The following is a 15,665-nucleotide window of genomic DNA, read 5'->3' as shown; positions in this document are numbered from 1 at the left end:
AAATTAAAAAACAAAAGATGAGTACAGAACAAAAAAAAACGTTTTACGTAGTAGGAGTTTCAGTAAGAACTACTAACGAGAATCAGCAAGCAGCAAAAGATATCCCTGCTTTATGGCAACGATTTATGTCTGAAAACATAGCCGAACAAATCCCGAATAAATCTTCCAATGAAATCTATGCTGTGTACACGGATTATGAATCAGACCATACCAAGCCATATACAACAATCATTGGTTGTAAAGTAAAAGATATAGCTACTGTTCCAGAAGGTATGACGTATAAGAGAATAGAAGCTCCAGACTATAAGAAGTATGTAGCACAAGGTAATTTAACTGAGGGTGTGGTTTATGATAAATGGCTAGAGATTTGGGAAGAGGATATTAACAGAGCTTATACTTCCGATTATGAAGTATATGGAGCAAAAGCATCGGATTCAACAAATGCTGAAGTAGAAATATTTATAGGAGTAAATTAATCAAAAAAAGGACAGTTCTAAAGCTGTCCTTTTCTGTATTGTAAAGTTATAGTTTGTCTCCAACTATCGGGATGTTTTTTCTATAGAAAATCAATAAAATTATTCCTGAGATAAAAGTTACGGTTGCGCTTATAAACAAAGTGCCACCATCTCCATTATGTTCGATGCCTAAAATGGTTAAATGACTCATAATTGCTCCTGCCATTAAACCTATAATTAACAAAGCACCCAACCAGATTCTTTTAGGGATAAATAAAAGTATAGAAGCAATTAATTCAAAAACACCAGTGCCTATTCGCATGTAAGTTTCATTATCTCCAGCTATTTTAGTGAATAAATCAATACTTTCCTGGGCTCCAGTAAATTTAAAAAATAACGTTTGAAGCATTATAATAGCTGCTATCAGTTTTAAAATTAAAAGAATATATTTTTTCATAATTAACTAAATCTATTGAATTAGACGTTGCATTTTTTAATGCTTACATAAACTAAAAGCAATACTTTTGCAGGTATGAAACCTACATGTTTAAAATATTCTTTATATTTTATATATATCAAGGTTACATGTGACTACTAAAAGTTAATAAAAAAGAACACATGAAAAAAATAGTACTAGCCCTATCCGTTTTTGGTTTATTAGCTTGTAAAAAGCAAAAAACAACACTTAAGTTTTTAGATGAATATTTGGTGAAAGATTCTTTAGTTATTAATAACACTGTTATCGGTGGAATCTCTGGAATTGATTATTACAATAACAACTACTATATGGTAGTTGATGATGCTACGAATCCAAGAATTTTAGTAGGAGGTATCACTGTTAAAAATGATTCGATACAATCGGTAACCTTTGAAGATGTTATCATAGTCGATACTATCAGTCAGTTTACTAAAAACCATGTATTAGATTTAGAATCTATTTTTGTTGATAATGGAACAATTAATTTAACGAGTGAAGGTTCTATTCAATATAAAAAAGACCCAAGTATATTTGAAATAGACATAAAAGGAAACTTTAAACAAGAGGTAGAAATACCTAGTTATTTCAAAGCAACATCAGAAGCAAAACCAAAACATAACGGAATTTTTGAAGGCTCTTCGAAAAGTTTTGATGGAAAAGGTTTTTGGGTAGCAATGGAAGCTCCTTTAGCAATGGATGGAGAAGAGCCAACATTTAGTGAAACACAATCTCCTATCAGAATTACCTATTATGATAACGAATCAAAAAAAGCAACGAAACAGTTCGCCTATCAATTAGAGAAGATTGATAAACCAGCTAAAGGAAACATAAACCTGAACGGAACGACCGCTATTTTAGAATATCAAAAAAATAACTTTTTTATAATTGAAAGAGCATATCAAAGTGGATATGGTAGCCATGGAAATGTAGTTAGAATATTTAAAGCAACTATTGATAAAGCTTCAACAAACACATTGGGAATTCAGTCTTTAAAAAATGAAGAATATATACCGTTAAAAAAAGAACTGTTGTTAGATTTTAGTACTGTTAAAAATCAATTAACTGATGGAATTATCGATAATATTGAAGCGATTACTTTTGGACCAAAATTAGCAAACGGAAACAAATCGTTAATCTTAGCTGCTGATGATAATTTTCAATTGTATGGAAAGCAGTTAAATCAGTTTTTATTACTAGAAATTGAAGAGAAATAACATACATTAGCTATTCGTAATTTTTACAGATGATAAGTACCCTAAAGAAAAAATCTATTCAGAAAACATACGACAAACTAGTTGTAAAAAAAGTAAATACTTTACATAAAGAAGCCAAAGTTAAAAGTGTAGCAATATTGCTAGACAATGAAGCTTTAGTAAATGTAGTAATAGCCAACTTAACAAACATTTTTCCTTTTGAAAAAACAGATATAAGAGTACTAGTTTACAAAGAGTACTCAAAAAAATATGAACCTTCTCCTCAGTTTTTTACTGAAAAAGATTTAGGCTTTAAAGGGAGTTTAAAATCTGACAATTTAAAAAATTTCGTTAAAAACAAATATGACCTGCTCATAAACTATACAAAAACACCAAACTTATTAACGAATGTGGTAACTTTGTTATCGGAAGCAGATATTAAAGCTAGTTTTGCAGAAATTGATGATAGATTGTACGATATAGTAGTGTCTGATGATAGTTTTAACGAAGCGGTTTTAAATAAAGAATTAAAAAAATACCTAACGATTTTAAATAAAATATAATGCAAAAGTTTGTAGGAACTGGGGTAGCTTTAGTAACTCCTTTCAATGAAGATTTAAGTGTAGATTTTGAAGCACTTAAAAAGTTAGTAAATTATAATATTGAAAACGGTACAAACTATTTAGTAATAAATGGAACTACTGGAGAAAATGCTACCATTACTAAAGAAGAAAAAATAGAAATAATAAAAGTAATTGCTACAGAAAATAAAGGACGCTTACCGTTAGTTTTAGGAGTTGGAAGTAATAACACACAAACTGTTGTTGAAGAACTACAATCTTTAGATTTATCTGAAATAGACGGAATTTTATCCGTTGCTCCTTATTATAGCAAACCAACACAAGAAGGATTCTATCAACACTACAAAGCAATTTCTCTAGCAAGTCCTAAGCCAATTATTATGTATAATGTTCCTGGTAGAACAGCAAAAAATATGGAACCAGCAACTACGTTACGATTGGCGAGAGATTTTGAAAACATTGTTGGAGTAAAAGAAGCAGGAAATAACCAACAACAATACTATGAGTTGTTAAAAGAGAAACCTGAAGATTTTTTAGTAATTTCTGGCGATGATGATTTGGCTGTTGGAGTGGCTTTAGCAGGTGGAGCAGGAGTTATTTCTGTAATAGGACAAGCATTACCAAAAGAGTTTTCAAAAATGATTCAATTAGGATTAGAAGGAAAAGCAAAAGAAGCTTACGCACTTCACTATAAGCTTATGGATGTAGTAGATCTTATTTTTGAAGAAAATAACCCAGCAGGAATTAAAGCTGTATTACAAAAACTAGGTATCTGTTTAGATGAGGTACGCTTACCGTTGGTAAAAGCATCAGAAGAATTACAAACGAAAATATCAGACTTTATAGATAATCTATAAGCTGTCTAAACAAAAATAAAGAATGCAAAAGGCTACAATTTCGTTATTGTAGTCTTTTTTTAGCATCTTTGTACAAAGAGTAATTTTTTAAAAAGAAAAATATGTTATCAAAAGTAATAGAGCAATCATTAAACGATCAAATAAGAGTAGAAGCAGAGTCATCACAAGTATATTTAGCAATGGCATGTTGGGCAGAAGTTCAAGGGTTTGAAGGAGTAGCACAATTTATGTATGCCCATTCTGATGAAGAGCGTATGCACATGTTAAAGTTAGTGAAATTCGTAAACGAACGTGGTGGACATGCACGTGTTTCTGACTTAAAAGAACCGCCAGCAAAGTTTGGGTCTTTTAAAGATATGTTCCAAACATTGTTTGATCATGAGGTAATGGTATCTAAATCAATAAACGATTTAGTACATATTACACTACAAGAAAAGGATTATGCAACCCATAATTTTTTACAGTGGTATGTATCTGAGCAAATAGAAGAAGAAGCATTGGCTCGTAACATTTTAGATAAAATTAACCTAATTGGAGATGATAAAGGAGGTTTATATTTATTTGATAATGATGTAAAGCAAATAGTAGCTCAATCTGCTTCTGGAACACAGGAATAAGATTAACAAACATTTAAGTTTTTTCTTATTTATAAAGTTATTTTTTTACTACATTAGCGTACTAGTTTAATTATCAAAATATTTTATAAATGAAAAAAGAAATTTTAAATTTAGAAGGAGTTACTCTTTTAACAAAAAGCTATCAAAAAGATATAATAGGTGGATTAAGTTACCCTACAGATGGTGGTGATGGTGTATTGTGTCCAGAATCTAACTGTTCTTCAGATTCACAATGTCCTCAATTTGGAAGTTATTGTAAGAGCGTTGGTAGTGGTGATTGTTACTGGAAAGAATGTTCACATTAATAAAAACTAAAACTTGTATTAAATAAGTGTTAAAAGTTCACCTTTTTAAGGTGAACTTTTATTTTAATAGTTTATTGTTTTCTATTATATTAATAATTATTAATTTTGCCAGATGCAAAAAATGAAAAATCTAGCGTATATTGCTGTAATGCTTTTAGTACTTTCTTCATGCGGAGAGTATCAAAAAGTATTGAATAAAGGAACTGTAGAAGACCAATACAAAATGGCTGTAAAAATGTACGAAGCTCAAAAGTACAGTAAAGCCTTACGTTTGTTTGAAAAAATAACACCTTCATACAGAGGTAAACCTCAAATGGAGCGTATTCAATTTATGGTTTCTCAATCTAACTTTAATGAGAAAAATTACGGGTTAGCAGGATATTACTTTAATAGATTTACGGGAAACTATCCTAAAAGTTCAAAGAGAGAAGAAGCCGCTTTTTTATCAGCGTTAAGTTATTACAAAGCAGCTCCAGGCTTTAGTTTAGATCCAACCGATACAAACAAAGCATTAGAAGCCTTTCAAAAATTTATAGATAGCTACCCTGATTCAAATAAATTAGAAGAAGCTAACAAGTATCATGCTGAGTTAAGAGCTAAACTTGAAAAGAAATCTTTTGAAATAGCAAAAACATATTATAGAACTGCAGAATATGACCCTAGAAATTACAAAGCGGCAATCGTTGCCTTTGATAACTTATTAGAAGATTATTTAGGAACGAAGTATAAAGAAGAAGCATTATACTATCGTTTAAAAGCAGCTCATGATTTAGCTGTTAAAAGTAGACAGAGAAGAAAAGCAGAAAGGATTAAAGATGCTATCAAAGCATACGAAAAACTAAAAAGGAATTTTCCAGAATCAAAATTCATGGAAGAATCTAATGAAATGCTAGCAGCATTAAACAAAGAACAAGAACAATTAGCTAAAAGTTAAAAAATGGATTATAAAGAAACGAAAGCGCCGTTAAGTACTATAACTTATAACAAAGAAGCTATTGAGGCTCCAACGCATAATATTTATGAAGCTATTTCTATCATAGCAAAGAGAGCTACACAAGTTAATTCTGATTTAAAAAAGGAATTAGTTGATAAGTTAGATGAGTTTGCTACTTATAACGATAGTTTAGAAGAAGTTTTTGAAAACAAAGAGCAAATCGAAGTTTCTAAATTTTATGAGCGTTTACCTAAACCACACGCTATTGCTGTAGAAGAGTGGTTAGAAGGCAAGGTATATTATAGAACTCCAGAGACAAAATAATATGTCTGTACTAAGCGGTAAAAAAGTTTTACTTGGTGTTACCGCCGGTATAGCGGCATACAAAACAGCGAACTTAGTTCGCTTATTTATAAAATCAGGCGCAGAAGTCAAAGTAATTATGACTCCTGCGTCTAAAGATTTTATAACACCTCTTACACTTTCCACCTTATCAAAAAATCCAGTTCATTCTACTTTTTATGATAAAGAAGATGAAAATGAATTATGGAATAATCATGTAGATTTAGGTTTGTGGGCAGATATAATGATAATTGCTCCAGCTACAGCAAATACCTTGTCTAAAATGACCAGTGGTACCTGCGATAACTTATTATTAGCAACCTATTTGTCAGCTAAATGTCCAGTATATTTTGCACCTGCGATGGATTTAGACATGTATCAACATCCGTCAACAAAAAACAGTTTAGAAAGCTTACAAAGTTTTGGTAATATCTTAATTCCTGCTACTTCTGGTGAATTAGCAAGTGGTTTGATTGGTGAAGGCCGCATGGCTGAACCAGAAAATATTGTAGATTTTATAGAAAAAGACATTGTATCTAAATTACCACTTCGTGGGAAAAAGATGCTAATTACTGCAGGACCAACCTATGAAGCAATAGATCCAGTACGTTTTATTGGAAATCATTCTTCTGGTAAAATGGGGTTTGAAATAGCCAAAACGGCAGCTAATTTAGGAGCTGAGGTGTTTTTAGTAGCAGGTCCATCACATCAGCAAGTAAATCATTCATTTATTAATAGAATAGATGTAAAATCAGCGCAAGATATGTATGAAGCCTGTCATAAGTACTTTGCTGAGGTAGATATAGCTGTATTATCGGCAGCAGTTTCAGACTATCGACCAAAAAATGTAGCTACTCAAAAAATAAAAAAGAAAGAAGCAGCGTTAAGTATTGAGTTAGAACCTACTAAAGATATTTTAAAATCTCTAGGAGAAATTAAGAAAAATCAGTTGTTAGTTGGGTTTGCCCTAGAAACGAACGATGAGGTACAAAACGCAAAAAGTAAGCTTACACGCAAAAATTTAGATTTTATTGTATTAAATTCGTTACGTGATAAAGGTGCTGGTTTTGCGACCGATACCAATAAAATTACAATTATTGATACTTATTTTAATGAGAAATCATTCGATTTAAAATCGAAAAAAGCAGTGTCAAAAGATATCGTTAACGAAATAATACAAAAATTAAATGCGTAAGTTTTTCTTTATAGTTTTTCTTCTTTCAGTTACTTTTTCTTCTTATTCGCAAGAGCTGAACGCTACTGTAATTATCAATTCAGATAAAATACAGAGTAGTAATAAGCAAGTTTACCAAACGTTACAAAAAGCACTAACGGAGTTTATTAATGATAAACAATGGACGAATAGAAACTTTAAGCAACAAGAACGAATTAATTGTGCATTTAATATTATTATAAACGAGCAAAACGGGAGTAATTTTTCAGCAAGCTTACAAGTGCAATCAACAAGACCTGTATATAACTCAACTTATGCAACACCAGTTTTAAATATTAACGATACGAACTTTAACTTTCGTTACAATGAGTTTGATCCGTTAATTTATAACCCAACAGTTTACGAGTCGAACTTAATTTCAACAATTACTTTTTATGTATATACAATTTTAGGCGTTGACGCAGATACTTTTGCTTTAAAAGGAGGAGAAAGCTATTTGAAACAAGCAGAAAATATTATGTTGTTAGCGCAATCTAATGGAGAATCTGGTTGGCAAAACCAAGTAGGAAAACAAAATCGTTTTGCTTTGATAGATAATTTGTTGTCTTCAAAGTTTAGTGCTTTACGTAGTATTTATTACAATTATCACCGTAACGGTTTCGATAATTTTGCAGATAACAAGAATTCGGCTAAAGAAGCAATTGAAAAAAGTGTTTTAGGTTTAGATAAGTTACACAATATTACTATTGGTAATTATATGATCCGTGTTTTCTTAGATGCAAAAGGAGATGAAATAGTGAATGTGTTTTCCGATGGAACTCCTTCAAGAAGTGAATCGCAAATGATAACGGTTTTAAATAAAATTGCTCCTACTTATAAAGACAAATGGAAGAATCTTCAGTAAAATAAGATTTGTTATAAAGGTCTTAAATGTAACGTTTATAAGCTGTTGAAAAATCGATAGACTTCCTTTGTTTTGGTTTGACTTAATTCATTCAAAATCCTTACTTTTATTCACTCTAAAGAATAGAATTTGCTTACACATTTATCTATACATAATTACGCATTAATCAATCAGTTAACGATTGATTTTACAAACGGTTTATCTATTATCACTGGTGAAACTGGAGCTGGAAAATCCATTTTATTAGGAGCATTGGGACTAGTAATGGGGAATCGTGCCGATTTGTCTTCTTTAAAAGACACTGAAAAAAAGTGTATTATTGAAGCTCAATTTTCTGTTGAAGGATATGCTTTACAGGAGCTGTTTGAAGAGTTGGATGTTGATTACGAAAAAAACACCATCATCCGAAGAGAAATTTTACCTTCCGGAAAGTCACGTGCTTTTGTAAACGATACACCAGTTACGTTATCGGTATTAAACGCTTTAAAAACGAAGTTGATTGATATTCATTCACAACACCAAACGTTGCAATTGTCAGATGTATCTTTTCAATTTTCTGTTATTGATGTCTTAGCAAAAAATCAAGCAAAAATAGCCTCTTACAAGAGGGGTTTACGTACATATAATAACTTACGGAAAGAGTTAAAAATACTCCAAGAAGAAACTGAAAAATCAAAAGAACAGTACGAATATAATTTGCACTTGTTTAATGAATTTGAAGAAGCTAACTTAGAAGAAGGAGAGCAAGAAGTTTTAGAAGAAAAACTAGATAAATTAAATAATATTGAAGAAATAAAGCTAAACTTATCAGAGGCTTTAGGAGTTTCAATAAATGAAGAAATAGGGCTTCAAAATCTATTAAATTCATTAGAAAGTAAACTACAAAAAATTAGCTCGTATTCAAAGCAGTATGAAGAGTTATCAAATCGTGTAACAAGTATAAAAATAGAGTTAGACGATATTGTTTCTGAATTAGAAAGTGCAAATGATGAAGTAGAGTTCAATCCGAATGAAATAGAAGAGTTGAATGATAGGTTACAACTAATTTATAATCTTCAAAAGAAACACTCTGTATCAAGTATAACAGAATTACAGAAAATTCATGAAGAGTTAGCAGAAAAAGTAGCACAAGTTGAAGATGCAGGGGGAGTCGTGGCTCAAAAAGAAGCAGAAATTAAAGAGGTGGCTAAGAAGTTAGATGACGTAGCAAAAATGATTACTACATCGAGAAACAAAGTGATTCCGAAGTTGAAAAAAGAATTAGAATACCTTTTATCAGAGTTAGGAATGCCAAATGCTCGTTTTGCTATTGAATTGTTATCTTCTGAAGAATACTTGTCAAACGGAAAAGACAACTTACAGTTTTTGTTCTCAGCAAATAAAGGAGGCAATTTTGGAGAGTTAAAGAAGGTTGCTTCTGGAGGTGAATTATCTCGAATCATGTTATCTATCAAAAAAATATTATCAGAAAACATACAATTACCAACGATTATTTTTGACGAAATTGACACAGGTGTTTCAGGAGAAGTATCTAATAAAATTGCAAAAATAATGCAAGATATGAGTGCTCATATGCAGGTAATAACCATTACGCATTTACCTCAAATAGCTTCAAAAGGAGTACAGCATTATAAAGTGTTTAAAGGCGAAGAAAAAGGAGTAACAACCTCTAACTTAAAGTTACTGTCAGACGACGAACGCATTAGAGAAATAGCAGAAATGTTAAGTGGAAAAGATGTTTCTGAAAGTGCTTTAACTCATGCAAAAGAATTATTAAATTAAGAGTATATTTGCTTTTAAAACAAACAACGATAGACTAAAATATTTTAAATATGTATAATTTATTAAAAGGAAAAAAAGGAATTATTTTTGGAGCATTAGATGAGAATTCTATTGCATGGAAAGTTGCTGAACGTGCTCACGAAGAAGGAGCAGAATTTGTGTTAACTAATGCACCTATTGCAATGCGTATGGGAGGTATTAAAGATTTAGCAGCAAAAACAGGGTCAGAAATTATTCCAGCTGACGCGACTTCTATGGATGACTTAAACAATTTGGTTGAAAAGTCTATGGAAATTTTAGGAGGTAAAATCGATTTTGTTTTACACTCAATTGGTATGTCAGTTAATGTACGTAAAGGACGTCATTATACAGATTCTAAATACGATTTCACAACGAAAGGATGGGATGTTTCTGCAGTATCTTTTCATAAAGTAATGAATATTTTATATAACAAACAAGCCATGAACGAATGGGGGAGTGTTGTTGCATTAACGTATATGGCAGCACAACGTGTATTCCCAGATTACAATGATATGGCTGATAACAAAGCGTATTTAGAAAGCATCGCACGTAGTTTTGGTTATTTCTTTGGAAGAGATCACAAAGTACGTGTAAATACAATTTCTCAATCACCAACACCAACGACTGCAGGTCAAGGAGTAAAAGGGTTTGACGGATTTATTTCGTATGCTGAAAAAATGTCTCCATTAGGAAACGCTACAGCGTTAGAGTGTGCAGACTATACGATTTCATTATTCTCAGATTTAACAAAGAAAGTAACCTTACAAAACTTATTCCACGATGGAGGTTTCTCTAATATGGGAGTAAGTGATGCTGTAATGGAAAGGTTTACTGAAGAATAAGATCTTTATAGAAATAGAATATAGATAAAAAGCAAATCGTTAGATTTGCTTTTTTTATTGATAGTTACAAATGAGCAACATTTTACACATAGAAAAGGAGCTAGCTCCGTTAAGAAAGCAACTAAAAGAACACGAGTTATACAGTTCGTTAAAGCATATTAACGATGTAAAAATTTTTATGGAATCACATGTATTTGCTGTGTGGGATTTTATGTCATTATTAAAAGCGTTGCAACGAGAACTTACTTGTGTGAGTTTACCTTGGTTACCTGCTGTAAATACCAAAACGGCACGTTTTATCAATGAAATTGTATTAGGTGAGGAAACCGATGTTAATGAATTAGGAGAACCAAAAAGTCACTTTGAAATGTATATTGATGCGATGCGTCAAGCAGGTGCAAGTATCGATGAAATTTCAAGTTTTATTTCGGGAGTTATTGACGGAAAACCAATTGAGGAAGCAATGCAAAATTGTTCAATAATTGAAGAAGTAAAAGATTTTGTAAACTTTTCTTTTGAAGTAATTAAAACAGGACAATCATATATTATAGCATCTAGTTTTACCTTTGGTAGAGAAGATGTAATACCAGATATGTTTTTAGAAATTGTAAAAAATACGGAAGAGAAAAAAGGGAGTTCTTACAGTAAACTCACGTATTATTTGAACAGACACATTGAGTTAGATGGTGATGAGCACGGACCTTTATCATTACAAATGATAGAAGAGTTATGTGGAAATGATGAACAAAAATGGAATGACGCATTATATTATGCTAAAGAATCTTTGCAAAAAAGAATACAACTCTGGGATGGTATAGCTAAACAAATTAATCAAGCAGCTTTAGTGTAGTGGATATACAGTTTTCAATAATAATACCTGTTTACAACCGACCGCAAGAAATTGATGAGTTGTTAAAAAGCTTAACAAAACAAGATTTCCAGAGCGATTTTGAAACACTTATTATTGAAGATGGTTCAGAAAAATCATCTGAGGAAATAATAAAAAAATATACTTCTCAACTTAATATAAAGTACTTTTATAAAGATAATAGTGGGGCAGGAGCAAGCCGTAACTATGGAATGCAGAGAGCCTCAGGAAACTATTTTATTATTCTAGATTCTGATGTTGTTGTTCCATCACAATATTTTTCAGAAGTAAAAAAAGCATTAGAAGAAAATTATACGGATGCTTTTGGTGGTCCAGATGCAGCACACCCCAGTTTTACAGCATTACAAAAAGCTATTAATTATTCAATGACTTCGGTGCTAACCACTGGAGGTATTAGAGGAAAGAAAAAAGCTGTAGGAAAATTCCAACCTCGAAGCTTTAACCTTGGTTTGTCTAAAATTGCTTTTGAAAAAACAAATGGCTTTTCTAAGATGAAAGCGGGAGAAGACATCGATTTAACCTTTCGCCTATGGGAGAAAGGTTTTGAAACACAATTAATAGAAAAGGCTTTTGTATACCATAAACGCAGAAGTACCATTAAACAGTTTTTTAAACAAACGTTTGCTTTTGGAACAGCAAGACCTATTTTAAATAAAAAGTACCCTGAAACAGCAAAGTTAACTTATTGGTTTCCGAGTTTATTTATTATTGGAATTGATTTTGCGACTATAGCAGTATTCTTTGGGTATTGGCAGTTGTTAGCTTTTTACGGAGCTTATTTTACGGGGATCTTTTTAGATTCTCTATTACAAAATAAAAACTTGCAAGTAGCTTTGTTGAGTATGGTTACGACCATTACTCAATTTTATGGTTACGGGCTCGGTTTCATGGATTCTAGATTTCTGAAAAAATAAAAGCTCCCAATTTCTTGAGAGCTTTTACTAGTTATAATTTCTTTAAAATTATTTTTCAGGATTTAAAACACCTAAGATATATCCGTCAGTTAAATATTTCTTAGCTACTTTTTGAATATCTTTCTTAGTTAAAGAATTAACTCTGTCTTCAAAAGAAGTTACATCAGAAACATCATTGTTTTGATAGTCTACATTTTTAATGGTTCTTAACCAAAAACGATTCTTTTTAAGATCTTCTTTGTAGTCAGCAATCATTCCCTTTTGAGCCTTCATCAAGTCTTCTTCAGTTGGTCCATTTTTAACAACAGAAGTAACTTCTGAAATAGAGATGTCTTTTAATTTTTCAACATTTTCAGGTGCACAAGGGTATGAAATTGTAAAGTTATACCACCCGTAGGGCATTTTTGATATGTTTCCACGAGTTCTTGAAGAATACACGCCTCCTTCTTGTTCACGTAGTTTTTCAGTTAATTTAATTCCAACTACTTCACCTAGTATTTTAAAAGCTAAAGCATCTTTTTTATTATATGTAGCTTTTCCTTGATAGGTAATGCGAACATTACTTTTAGGGTCTGTCCCTTTACTAACTGTTTTAGAATGTGAGCCATATAAAGGTCTAAAATCTGATACTTTATATGTTTCATTAGAATTTTTCCCTGGTAACCCTGCAATATATTTAGTTGCGTACTCAGCAAGTTTCTTTTCATCAACATTACCTACAAAATAGAAGTTAAAATCACCAGCATCAGCAAAACGTTCTTGATACTTTTTATAGGCTAAATTATAATCAGCATTCTCATATTTTTCAGGAGAAGGAAAACCAGTATAACGGGGATCTTTTCCGTAAATAAACTCACTCATTTCTTTTTGGAAGAAGAAATTAGGACTAGCTAATAAGTTTCCTAAGAAGCTTTTTTGTTTGTTTACATACGAATTAAAAGCTTTTTCATCTTTATTTAAAGAGGTAAAGTATAAATGTACCATTTGGAACAGTTCTTCTAAGTCTTTAGGAGTTGCTGAACCACTAAAACCTTCACTTAACCTAGAAATATATGGAGTGACACGTACAATTTTACCTGACATCATTTTAGATAAATCTGTTTTAGAAAAACCATTAATTCCAGCTTCTGAAAGACCTCTGTTAGCAAAAGAAGTAGCTTTTAATTCTTCATCAGAGTATAAAGAAGTTCCTCCAAAGCTATATGCTTCAAATAGTACTTCATCATTTTTAAAATCGGTTTTCTTATAGGTAACTTTTGCTCCGTTACTTAAGGTCATGGTTTTTGTGCCTAAGTTTTTATTTTCAGTAACGTTTACTATAGATCCAGATGTTGGTTGTTTTGTTATTAATGAAGCAGCAACAGCTTTGTCTTCATAAGGTTTTAATTTTTTTGTTTTAACATCGTTTAAAGCATTGATAATCTCTTGTTCAGTAACTACTTTTTTAGGTCCTGTGATAACAACTACACGATTATCATCATGTAAATAGCTTTCAATAAGTTTATTTATTTCTTCTAGTTTTACTGAAGGTAATAACACTTGGTGCGCTTTGTACTCCCAGTCAATACTAGGAATAGGCTCTTGTTCTAAGAAGTTGTTTACGTATTCACCTACAATTCTTCTAGACTCTCTTTTGTCTTTGTCTTTAAAAGCTTTTTCCATTCGAGCAGAAACATTCATTTTTGCTCGGTCTAATTCACCTTGTTGGAAGCCGTATCTTTTAACGCGCTCGCTTTCATCTAATAAAGCTTGTAAACCTTTTAATTGTCCGTCGGCACTTACACCAGCTCTTGATTGGTACGCTTCTTTTCCGCGAGCCCAAGTCCCACCATGGTAACTATAACCGTATACAAAAGGTGGTTTTTCACTGTTACGTAATTCATCTAAACGATTGTTAATCATCTGAGCAAATAACGATTTAACAATTGAATTTCTATAATCAGTAGTGGTAACATCTGGTGTAGCTTTACCATAATCTTTATACATTAATTGTACACTAGAAAAAGGAGCTTCTTTATCAGCTTCTATTGCGATAAAAGTTTCTTTGTGATTTTTCAGTGGAGCAACCTCTCTTTTACGAGGATTTTTAGCAGCAGGTATTTTATTAAAGTGTGATTTGATTTTTTTTTCTAAAACATCAACACTAACATCACCTACAGCTACTACAGCCATTAAATCTGGACGATACCAATCTTTATGAAAACGACGAATACTTTCATGTTTAAAGTTTTCTAAATTTTCTTTAGTACCAATAGGCAGTCTTTCGGCATATTTAGAACCATGCATTACCTTAGGTAAATATTTTTCTAACATACGGCTATCAGCTCCTCTACGAGAACGGTATTCCTCTAAAACAACACCGCGTTCTTCATCAATATCTTTTCCTTCTAAAAGTGCACCGTGTGCCCAATCTTCAAGAATTTGAAAACCTTTTTCAAGTTTTTCTTTATCATCACTAGGAATAGGTAAGATGTATACAGTTTCATCAAAACCAGTATAAGCATTCAAGTGTGCACCAAACTTTACTCCAATAGATTGTAAGTAATCTACCAATTCGTTCTTTTTAAAGTTTTTGGTACCGTTAAAATTCATGTGTTCCATGAAGTGAGCTAACCCTAATTGATCATCATCTTCTAAAATAGAACCTGCGTTTACAACTAATCGTAGTTCTACTTTGTTGGCAGGTTTTGGGTTTTGTTTGATGTAGTAGGTCATCCCATTTGATAGTTTTCCTATCTTAACCGAAGGGTCGGTTGGGATTTTCATAGCACTTACTTTTCCTTTTTTTGATAGCTTTTGTTGTGCATCTTTTAAAGCTTGGCTATACCCTGTAGATATAAAGAAGGCCAGGGATAGTCCTAATAACGTTTTTTTCATAGTATATGAATTTTAATTTGGAAAGCAATTTACATTGAATTATTGATAAACTAAAAAATTAGTTATAAAAAGTGTGTTAAAATAAAAAAACTCCCAAATTATTGAGAGTTTTTGAATGGTTTATATAACTTCTTTGATAGTTTCCGGCGGTCGTCCAACAACAGCTTTATCACCGTTAATAACAATAGGGCGTTCTATCAACTTAGGATTTTCAATCATTGCTTTAATGACTTCAGCATCTGATAGTTCTTTTCCTTTATATTCATCTTTCCAAATTTTTTCATTTTTACGAATTAAATCGATTGGAGAAATATTTAATAAACGAATAACTTCTTTTAATTCTTTTTCGGAAGGAGTGTTGTCTAAATATTTTACAATTTCAAATTCCTTTCCAGAGTTTTCTAAAATTTCTAAACCTTGTCTCGATTTAGAACAACGTGGATTATGGTATATTTTTATCATTTTATTGTTAGTTTACAAAGTTTAAAGCTTTATTTGTT

Annotated in this window: 17 protein-coding genes; 14 read left to right on the top strand and 3 right to left on the bottom strand. The window is 31.6% G+C overall.

Features of this window, described 5'->3' with window-relative positions:
* Nucleotides 1–17 precede the first annotated feature (17 nt).
* Nucleotides 18–476 (top strand): GyrI-like domain-containing protein, encoded by a 459-nt coding sequence (locus C7448_RS09595; protein ID WP_115901157.1) that lies wholly within the window; start codon nt 18–20, stop codon nt 474–476.
* Between the two features lie 46 nt (nt 477–522).
* Here C7448_RS09595 and C7448_RS09590 read toward each other — a convergent pair whose 3' ends face one another.
* Nucleotides 523–912, bottom strand: coding sequence for a DoxX family membrane protein (locus C7448_RS09590; protein ID WP_115901156.1), 390 nt, complete (start codon nt 910–912; stop codon nt 523–525).
* 161 nt (nt 913–1,073) lie between these two features.
* Here C7448_RS09590 and C7448_RS09585 point away from each other — a divergent pair, with 161 nt between their 5' ends.
* From C7448_RS09585 to C7448_RS09525, 13 genes are all read left to right on the top strand, one after another.
* Nucleotides 1,074–2,147 (top strand): esterase-like activity of phytase family protein, encoded by a 1,074-nt coding sequence (locus C7448_RS09585; protein ID WP_115901155.1) that lies wholly within the window; start codon nt 1,074–1,076, stop codon nt 2,145–2,147.
* 29 nt (nt 2,148–2,176) lie between these two features.
* Entirely contained in the window at nt 2,177–2,689 is a 513-nt protein-coding gene (locus tag C7448_RS09580; RefSeq protein WP_115901154.1) for a DUF6913 domain-containing protein, read from the top strand.
* Entirely contained in the window at nt 2,689–3,564 is an 876-nt protein-coding gene (dapA, locus tag C7448_RS09575) for a 4-hydroxy-tetrahydrodipicolinate synthase (protein ID WP_115901153.1), read from the top strand. The genes C7448_RS09580 and dapA overlap by 1 nt, the downstream gene beginning before the upstream one ends.
* 101 nt (nt 3,565–3,665) lie before the next feature.
* Nucleotides 3,666–4,181 carry a ferritin gene (locus C7448_RS09570; protein WP_115901152.1) on the top strand — a complete coding sequence of 172 codons (516 nt, stop codon included), beginning with the start codon at nt 3,666–3,668 and terminating at the stop codon, nt 4,179–4,181.
* An 89-nt stretch (nt 4,182–4,270) separates the two neighbouring features.
* Complete coding sequence (locus C7448_RS09565; protein WP_115901151.1) at nt 4,271–4,486, top strand: hypothetical protein; 216 nt, start codon at nt 4,271–4,273, stop codon at nt 4,484–4,486.
* Between the two features lie 121 nt (nt 4,487–4,607).
* Nucleotides 4,608–5,420, top strand: a complete 813-nt coding sequence (locus C7448_RS09560; RefSeq protein WP_245939461.1) for an outer membrane protein assembly factor BamD — start codon at nt 4,608–4,610, stop codon at nt 5,418–5,420.
* A gap of 3 nt (nt 5,421–5,423) precedes the next feature.
* Complete coding sequence (locus C7448_RS09555; RefSeq protein ID WP_115901149.1) at nt 5,424–5,744, top strand: DNA-directed RNA polymerase subunit omega; 321 nt, start codon at nt 5,424–5,426, stop codon at nt 5,742–5,744.
* 1 nt (nt 5,745) lies between these two features.
* Nucleotides 5,746–6,957 (top strand): bifunctional phosphopantothenoylcysteine decarboxylase/phosphopantothenate--cysteine ligase CoaBC, encoded by a 1,212-nt coding sequence (gene coaBC, locus C7448_RS09550; protein WP_115901148.1) that lies wholly within the window; start codon nt 5,746–5,748, stop codon nt 6,955–6,957.
* The gene (gene porD / locus C7448_RS09545; RefSeq protein WP_115901147.1) at nt 6,950–7,840 is read left to right on the top strand and encodes a type IX secretion system protein PorD; all 891 of its coding nucleotides are present in this window, start codon (nt 6,950–6,952) and stop codon (nt 7,838–7,840) included. The genes coaBC and porD overlap by 8 nt, the downstream gene beginning before the upstream one ends.
* A gap of 129 nt (nt 7,841–7,969) precedes the next feature.
* A complete protein-coding gene (gene recN / locus C7448_RS09540) occupies nt 7,970–9,622 on the top strand; it encodes a DNA repair protein RecN (protein WP_115901146.1) in 1,653 nt (550 codons plus the stop codon).
* Nucleotides 9,623–9,672: 50 nt separating this feature from the next.
* Nucleotides 9,673–10,485, top strand: coding sequence for an enoyl-ACP reductase FabI (locus tag C7448_RS09535; protein WP_115901145.1), 813 nt, complete (start codon nt 9,673–9,675; stop codon nt 10,483–10,485).
* A 70-nt stretch (nt 10,486–10,555) separates the two neighbouring features.
* Complete coding sequence (locus C7448_RS09530) at nt 10,556–11,335, top strand: DUF3050 domain-containing protein (protein ID WP_115901144.1); 780 nt, start codon at nt 10,556–10,558, stop codon at nt 11,333–11,335.
* A gap of 5 nt (nt 11,336–11,340) precedes the next feature.
* Nucleotides 11,341–12,288, top strand: coding sequence for a glycosyltransferase (locus C7448_RS09525; protein ID WP_115901270.1), 948 nt, complete (start codon nt 11,341–11,343; stop codon nt 12,286–12,288).
* A gap of 48 nt (nt 12,289–12,336) precedes the next feature.
* Here the strand turns inward: C7448_RS09525 and C7448_RS09520 are convergent, their stop codons facing one another.
* Together C7448_RS09520 and arsC are read right to left on the bottom strand one after the other, a co-directional pair.
* On the bottom strand, nt 12,337–15,165 hold the full coding sequence (locus C7448_RS09520) for a M16 family metallopeptidase (RefSeq protein WP_115901143.1): 2,829 nt from the start codon (nt 15,163–15,165) through the stop codon (nt 12,337–12,339).
* A 120-nt stretch (nt 15,166–15,285) separates the two neighbouring features.
* Nucleotides 15,286–15,627, bottom strand: coding sequence for an arsenate reductase (glutaredoxin) (gene arsC, locus C7448_RS09515; RefSeq protein WP_115901142.1), 342 nt, complete (start codon nt 15,625–15,627; stop codon nt 15,286–15,288).
* Nucleotides 15,628–15,665 lie beyond the last annotated feature (38 nt).

Source organism: Tenacibaculum gallaicum (assembly GCF_003387615.1).
Taxonomy (GTDB): domain Bacteria; phylum Bacteroidota; class Bacteroidia; order Flavobacteriales; family Flavobacteriaceae; genus Polaribacter; species Polaribacter gallaicus.
This window is presented reverse-complemented; position numbering and strand designations above follow the sequence as displayed.

What these genes read in the sequence shown, in the direction of transcription:
- porD (WP_115901147.1), top strand. Translation starts at nt 6,950, where the DNA reads ATGCGTAAGTTTTTCTTTATAGTTTTTCTTCTTTCAGTTACTTTTTCT.
- C7448_RS09520 (WP_115901143.1), bottom strand. Translation starts at nt 15,165, where the DNA reads ATGAAAAAAACGTTATTAGGACTATCCCTGGCCTTCTTTATATCTACA.
- dapA (WP_115901153.1), top strand. Translation starts at nt 2,689, where the DNA reads ATGCAAAAGTTTGTAGGAACTGGGGTAGCTTTAGTAACTCCTTTCAAT.
- C7448_RS09590 (WP_115901156.1), bottom strand. Translation starts at nt 912, where the DNA reads ATGAAAAAATATATTCTTTTAATTTTAAAACTGATAGCAGCTATTATA.
- C7448_RS09560 (WP_245939461.1), top strand. Translation starts at nt 4,608, where the DNA reads ATGAAAAATCTAGCGTATATTGCTGTAATGCTTTTAGTACTTTCTTCA.
- C7448_RS09580 (WP_115901154.1), top strand. Translation starts at nt 2,177, where the DNA reads ATGATAAGTACCCTAAAGAAAAAATCTATTCAGAAAACATACGACAAA.
- C7448_RS09595 (WP_115901157.1), top strand. Translation starts at nt 18, where the DNA reads ATGAGTACAGAACAAAAAAAAACGTTTTACGTAGTAGGAGTTTCAGTA.
- C7448_RS09565 (WP_115901151.1), top strand. Translation starts at nt 4,271, where the DNA reads ATGAAAAAAGAAATTTTAAATTTAGAAGGAGTTACTCTTTTAACAAAA.
- C7448_RS09535 (WP_115901145.1), top strand. Translation starts at nt 9,673, where the DNA reads ATGTATAATTTATTAAAAGGAAAAAAAGGAATTATTTTTGGAGCATTA.
- coaBC (WP_115901148.1), top strand. Translation starts at nt 5,746, where the DNA reads ATGTCTGTACTAAGCGGTAAAAAAGTTTTACTTGGTGTTACCGCCGGT.
- C7448_RS09555 (WP_115901149.1), top strand. Translation starts at nt 5,424, where the DNA reads ATGGATTATAAAGAAACGAAAGCGCCGTTAAGTACTATAACTTATAAC.
- C7448_RS09585 (WP_115901155.1), top strand. Translation starts at nt 1,074, where the DNA reads ATGAAAAAAATAGTACTAGCCCTATCCGTTTTTGGTTTATTAGCTTGT.
- C7448_RS09570 (WP_115901152.1), top strand. Translation starts at nt 3,666, where the DNA reads ATGTTATCAAAAGTAATAGAGCAATCATTAAACGATCAAATAAGAGTA.
- C7448_RS09530 (WP_115901144.1), top strand. Translation starts at nt 10,556, where the DNA reads ATGAGCAACATTTTACACATAGAAAAGGAGCTAGCTCCGTTAAGAAAG.
- arsC (WP_115901142.1), bottom strand. Translation starts at nt 15,627, where the DNA reads ATGATAAAAATATACCATAATCCACGTTGTTCTAAATCGAGACAAGGT.